The organism is Aliihoeflea sp. 40Bstr573 (assembly GCF_024105655.1).
Classification (GTDB): domain Bacteria; phylum Pseudomonadota; class Alphaproteobacteria; order Rhizobiales; family Rhizobiaceae; genus Aliihoeflea.
In genome coordinates this window covers 23,778-30,051 of the sequence record NZ_JAAAMH010000029.1, presented here as the reverse complement: position 1 = coordinate 30,051, position 6,274 = coordinate 23,778, and the positions used below count along the sequence as shown (strand labels likewise).

The following is a 6,274-nucleotide window of genomic DNA, read 5'->3' as shown; positions in this document are numbered from 1 at the left end:
GTACGGCTCAATCCGGCGCATCTGCGCCGCCGTCAGCATCAGCAAATCACTCAAGGCAGCACCTCCTGCCACCTTGAATCACCCAACAGCCATCAACTCAACAAATTAATGGGTCCTGACCCTAGCTAGAAATTACTAAGGCACGTTAACCAGCGAGAAGGGATCGCGGGCGGAAAGTGTTGTCTTGGCGACAATGCTGGGGACGGTATGCGGTTTCATCAGGCCGAATCGGCTTTCTTTGTCTTCATCGCGGTCGTTCTCGCGGCCGGCGTGACGACACTGCATGCCTATGGCGTCTTGCAGATGCTGGTTGCCAATCCGGTTGGGGACGAAATAGACTATCTGGCTCGGCTGCTTTTCGCGATCGGCGTGCTTCTGGCCACCGCCATCTTCTTCGGCGCCTTTTTTATCTACCCCCTGATCCGCCAGCAGGTGCAGGAGGAGGGAAAGCTGCGCGCCATGACCGAGACCTTGAGCGCGCGTTCCGTCACCCTCGAACACGCGGCCCTGACCGACGGCCTGACGGGCATGCAGAACCGCCGCTTCTTCGACGAGGCGCTGCGCGAGTATCTTGCCGCATTCGGCCCGATCGACCGGCCCGTCGGGCTGATGATCATCGACCTCGACCACTTCAAGGCGATCAACGACACGCACGGCCACGACATCGGCGACAAGGTCTTGAAGGAAGTCGCCGCATGCCTGCGCGAAATGACGCGCTACCACGACGTCGTCGCGCGCCTTGGCGGCGAGGAATTCGCCATCGTGGCTGCCAATCTCGACGATGCCGGATTGATCGCCTTCGCCGAGCGCGTTCGCAAGGCGGTCGCTTCGCTCGTCGTCGTCAACGGCAACATTCGCCTGAAGGTCACGGCGAGCGTGGGACTGGCCATGTGGGATGGCAAGGAGGGAGCTGGGGATCTCTACCGCCGCGCGGACAAGCGGCTCTACCAGGCGAAAGGGCTCGGTCGGAACCGGGTCTGCGCCTGAGAAGCAGCCGAGCCGAAGCTCGTCTCGCGCCTTTCGATCCGGTCAGTCTTCGTAGAGCCGGCGCAGCCCTTCGTCGTCGGTGCGGCGGCGCATGCCCGGGAGCGGGGCGCGCGGGGGCGGGGCGTCGAGCGCGGCGGCAAGGCGCTCGAACGGATCGTCGCCGATCATCGGGGCAAAATCATCGGGCATGTAGGCAGGGCCTTCACCGCGCAAACCCTGGACGAGAGCGTGAAGGTCGATCTCGCCGAGTTGACTGACTGCCTCGGCGTCGGCCTGCGGGCGGCCGGGCAGCTGATGCGATTTCAATGTCTCGAACTTCATCCGCATCGTCGTCGCGACGCCTTCGCCGAAGGCAATCGCCTCGCGCTGGCCCATCGAGGACAGGAAGGTGAGGGTGGAGGCCGACGAATCGGCGATCGCCGAGCGGATGATGTCCTGGTCGCGCTCGTTCGCCAGGCGCATGGCAAAGATGGTCGAGCACTGCGACAGGACGGTCGGGTCGAGCTCGCCGGGGCGCTGCGTAACGACGCCGAGATAGCAACCGTATTTGCGGCCCTCCTTGGCGATGCGCGAGAGGGCATGGCGTGTCGGCGCGAAACCGAGCCGGTGGTCGGCCGGCATGTAGCGGTGGGCCTCCTCGCACAGAACCAGCAGCTTCAGCCGGCCCTTCGAGCCTGCGGCGAGATCGAAGGCGAGGCGCGAGAGAACCGAACAGACCGAATTGACCACTTCCGATGGCAGGCCGGCGAGTTCGAAGCAGGTGATCGTCTTGCCGTGATGGGGCACGCGAAAGATCTTGCCGATCGCCTCGTGCAGATTATCCTCGATCAGTCGCGAGGCGAACATGAAGCGATAGCGCGGGTCGGCGAGCGCGGATTCGATGCGCGACTTCAGCGCCCGGCAATGCGGCCGCTCGGACTTCGATTCGAGCATGCCCATGCGCTCGTCGATCAGCTTGATCAGGTCGATCATGCGGTAGGGGACGGGCGTGTCGGCGGTGACCGAGGTCGTATCCGCGCCGCGCCGCAGCAGCGTCGCCGACGAAGAGGATCGATTGTAGCGGCTCTTGGCGGCCGGGATGAGGTCGCGCAGGAGATCGATCTCCTCGGCGATGGCCTCTCGACCTCGAAACAGCACCTCTGCAAGTTCCTCCAGTCGAAACAGCCAGAAGGGCATGTCGAGCGAATTGGTGTCGATCCGGATCGAGCAATCGGAAAAAGCGGCGTGGAATTCGTTGTGCGGATCGAGAATCAGGACGCGCAGTTCGGGGTTGGCATCGACGGCCTTGCGCAACAAGAGCGCGACGGCACTCGACTTGCCGACGCCGGTCGTGCCAAGCACGGCGAAATGGCGGCTGAGCGTGCTGTCCATCGAGATGCGCGCAAGAATGTCGTGATCCTGGCTCAGATTTCCAATGGAGATCGCCTGGCGGCCGCCAAGGTCGTAGACGGCTTCCAGGTCGCGCGCCCGGATGCGATGGGCAATGGCGCCGACATGCGGGTAGAGCGTGATGCCGCGATCGAAGGTCGGCTTGCCGGCGACATCGCGGACCTCGCCGACGAGTTCGATGCGCACGATCAGCGTGTTTTCGGCGTTGTCGTTCCATTCGGCGTGCGGCGTCTCGATCGCATAGACGAGGCCGACCGTGCGGGCTGCGCCGAGATTGATCGAGATCATGCGGCCGACGGCCCATAAGCCATCGCTCGCCGTCTGCATGCCGTCAGCAATCGCCGCAACGGTCGCGCGGGCGCCGTCGCACTGGATGACGCGGCCGATGACGCGCGATTCCGGCTGCAGCGTGTCGCGCCGTTCCTGGCTCACGTCGTCGCCTTCATGTCCCGTTCGTTCAACATACATCGCGCCGATCCCCCAGATCTCCGGCACAACCTAGGCGAGCCCGGTTAAAGCGCCGTTCGGGCGGATGGTTCACGCCGGGTTAAATAAGGCGGCCGGCGCAAGGAAATTGCGTCAGTGACGCCATTGACAGTTCTTCCGTGCTCTGCCTAATCTGCGCGCCATGTTGAAGACGACACTCATTCTCGTAGTAGGACGGCGCGTGGGCAAGGTGGTGTAACCACCGGGCGAAAGCACCCCATGCGCAACACGCAGGCTCCCGACGGGGGCCTTTTTTGTTTCCCGAACCATAGCCAGAGACGACGGACCAGACCCATGAACAGCGCCACACACGACAGCGGACGACGCGAAATGACCGGAGCGGAGATGGTCGTCCAGGCCCTTCGCGACAATGGCGTGGCGCACATTTTCGGCTATCCGGGCGGTGCGGTCCTTCCGATTTACGACGAGCTCTTCCAGCAGGAAGATGTCCAGCACATTCTCGTGCGCCACGAGCAGGGCGCGGGCCATGCGGCCGAAGGCTATGCCCGCTCGACCGGCAAGGCTGGCGTCATGCTGGTCACCTCCGGTCCCGGCGCGACCAATGCAGTGACATCGCTTCAGGACGCGCTGATGGACTCGATCCCGCTCGTGTGCATCACCGGCCAGGTCCCGACGTCGCTCATCGGCTCCGACGCCTTCCAGGAATGCGATACGGTCGGGATCACACGGCCCTGCACCAAGCACAACTGGCTGGTGAAGGATGTCAACGAGCTCTCCGCCATCTTGCATGAGGCGTTTCACGTTGCGACTACGGGCCGGCCCGGACCTGTCGTGGTCGACATCCCGAAGGACGTCCAGTTCGCCAAAGGCACCTATACGCCGCCGCAGACCGCGCCGCGCACCAGCTACCATCCAAAGGTGCAGGGCGACATGGAGGCGATCAAGGCCGCCGTCGGACTGATGGCGAATGCGAAGCGCCCGGTCATTTATTCGGGTGGGGGCGTCATCAATTCAGGCGCGGAAGCCAGCCACCTCTTGCGCGAACTGGTCGACCTGACCGACTTCCCGATCACGTCGACATTGATGGGGCTCGGTGCCTATCCCGCCTCGGGCAAGAACTGGCTCGGGATGCTGGGCATGCACGGCACCTACGAAGCCAACATGACGATGCACGATTGCGACGTCATGCTGTGCATCGGCGCGCGCTTCGACGACCGCATCACCGGACGCCTCAACGCGTTTTCGCCCAACTCCAAAAAGATCCACATCGACATCGATCCGTCCTCGATCAACAAGAACGTGCCCGCCGACGTGCCGATCATCGGCGATGTCGGGCGCGTCATGGAGGACATGGTGCGGCTGTGGAGGGCGACCGCGCGCACCGACAAGGCGCGGCTTGCGCCCTGGTGGGAACAGATCGAAAAGTGGCGCGCGCGCGATTCGCTCGCCTACCGGCCTAACGACGACGTCATCATGCCGCAATACGCGATCCAGCGGCTCTACGAACTGACCAAGCACCGCGACACCTACATCACCACGGAAGTCGGCCAGCACCAGATGTGGGCGGCCCAGCACTACGGCTTCGAAAAGCCGAATCACTGGATGACCTCGGGCGGACTTGGAACCATGGGCTACGGCCTGCCGGCCGCGCTCGGCGTGCAGATCGCCCATCCCGACGCGCTTGTCATCGACATCGCCGGCGACGCCTCGGTGCAGATGACGATCCAGGAGATGAGCTGCGCGGTGCAGTACGAAGCGCCGATCAAGATCTTCATCCTGAACAACCAGTATATGGGCATGGTGCGCCAGTGGCAGCAGCTTTTGCATGGCAACCGCCTGTCGCACTCCTACACCGAGGCGATGCCCGATTTCGTCAAGCTGGCGGAAGCTTATGGCGGGCACGGCATCCGCTGCGAAAAGCCGGGCGATCTCGACGCGGCGATCCAGGAAATGATCGACGTCAAGAAGCCGGTCATCTTCGACTGCCGCGTGGCCAATCTGGCCAATTGCTTCCCGATGATCCCGTCCGGCAAGGCGCATAACGAAATGCTGCTGCCCGACGAGGCGACGGACGAGGCGGTGGCGAACGCAATCGACGCCAAGGGCAGGGCGCTGGTCTGATCATTCAACCAGATCAGCGACTTGAAGACAGAATTTCGAAAGAGAATCACCTGATGAACGCACATCTTCAGCCTACCGGTTCGGCCTATTTCATCGCCAAGGAAACCGAGAATCCGGAAGCGCATACGCTCTCCGTTCTCGTCGACAACGAGCCGGGCGTTCTTGCGCGCGTGATCGGGCTCTTCTCGGGCCGCGGCTACAACATCGACAGCCTCACCGTCTCGGAGACCGAGCACGAAAAGCACCTGTCGCGCATCACCATCGTGACGCGCGGCACACCGCATGTGCTGCAGCAGATCAAGCATCAGCTCGAACGCATCGTGCCGGTCCACCGCGTCAACGACCTGACGGTGCGTGCGGCGGAACTCGGCCATGACCGGCCGCTCGAGCGCGAACTGGCGCTCGTGAAAGTGGCCGGAACCGGCGACGACCGCGTCGAGGCGCTGCGCCTTGCCGATGCCTTCCGCGCCAGCGTCATCGACGCCAATACCGAGCACTTCATCTTCGAGATCACGGGGCGGGTATCCAAGATCGAGCAGTTCATCGCGATCATGAAGCCGCTCGGGCTGATCGAGGTCTGCCGCACGGGCGTTGCCGCCATGAATCGCGGCCCACAGGGAATGTAGTTTCAGTGCCACCGATGGTGGCGGTGTATCCCTATGGATAGGTCAGCAAGGCTGACCGGAAAGACCGAGCCATGAGCGCGGAGAGTTTTGTCGCACTGGTTGCATTCGCTTTCGTCTCGTCGATCACGCCGGGACCAAACAATTTCATGCTGCTGGCGTCGGGCGTGAATTTCGGATTCCGTCGCACGATCCCGCATATGGTCGGTATCGGCGTCGGCTTCTTCAGCCTCCTGATAGGCGTCGGGTTTGGGCTCGGCGCGCTGCTTGAAGCCTATCCGCAGCTCCACACCACGCTGAAATTCGCCGGCGGCACCTACCTCCTCTGGCTCGCCTTCAAGATCGCGCGTTCGCGGTCCATGTCGTCCGGCGGCACGGGCCGGGACCGTCCCATGACCTTCCTGGAGGCTGCCGCCTTTCAGTGGGTGAATCCCAAGGCCTGGATCATGGCGGTGACGGCGATGGCCATCTACACCAGCCCGAGCGCGCCCTATCTGTCGGTCCTCCTCGTCGCGACCGCCTTCGCGCTCGTAAACTTCCCGAGCGTTTCGACCTGGGCCGGCTTCGGGACGGCGCTTCGCGGATTCCTTGCCGATCCGGTGCGCCTGAAATGGTTCAACATCGCCATGGGTACGCTGCTGGCGGCCTCGGTGGTGCCGATGTTGCGGTAACAGCTTGCCTCAACGGCCAGAATCCTGCGAAACAGC

Annotated in this window: 5 protein-coding genes; 4 read left to right on the top strand and 1 reads right to left on the bottom strand. The window is 63.2% G+C overall.

Annotated features, from left to right (window positions below):
• The first annotated feature begins 207 nt into the window (after positions 1-207).
• Positions 208-987 (top strand): GGDEF domain-containing protein, encoded by a 780-nt coding sequence (locus GTK01_RS19525; RefSeq protein ID WP_252929293.1) that lies wholly within the window; start codon positions 208-210, stop codon positions 985-987.
• A gap of 42 nt (positions 988-1,029) precedes the next feature.
• On the opposite strand, the gene GTK01_RS19520 is transcribed toward GTK01_RS19525, so the two are convergent.
• Complete coding sequence (locus tag GTK01_RS19520) at positions 1,030-2,844, bottom strand: ATP-binding protein (RefSeq protein WP_252929291.1); 1,815 nt, start codon at positions 2,842-2,844, stop codon at positions 1,030-1,032.
• 312 nt (positions 2,845-3,156) lie between these two features.
• Here GTK01_RS19520 and GTK01_RS19515 point away from each other — a divergent pair, with 312 nt between their 5' ends.
• From GTK01_RS19515 to GTK01_RS19505, 3 genes are all read left to right on the top strand, one after another.
• Positions 3,157-4,944, top strand: a complete 1,788-nt coding sequence (locus GTK01_RS19515; RefSeq protein WP_252929289.1) for an acetolactate synthase 3 large subunit — start codon at positions 3,157-3,159, stop codon at positions 4,942-4,944.
• 53 nt (positions 4,945-4,997) lie between these two features.
• Entirely contained in the window at positions 4,998-5,570 is a 573-nt protein-coding gene (gene ilvN / locus GTK01_RS19510) for an acetolactate synthase small subunit (protein WP_252929287.1), read from the top strand.
• Between the two features lie 71 nt (positions 5,571-5,641).
• A complete protein-coding gene (locus tag GTK01_RS19505; RefSeq protein WP_252929285.1) occupies positions 5,642-6,238 on the top strand; it encodes a LysE family translocator in 597 nt (198 codons plus the stop codon).
• Positions 6,239-6,274 lie beyond the last annotated feature (36 nt).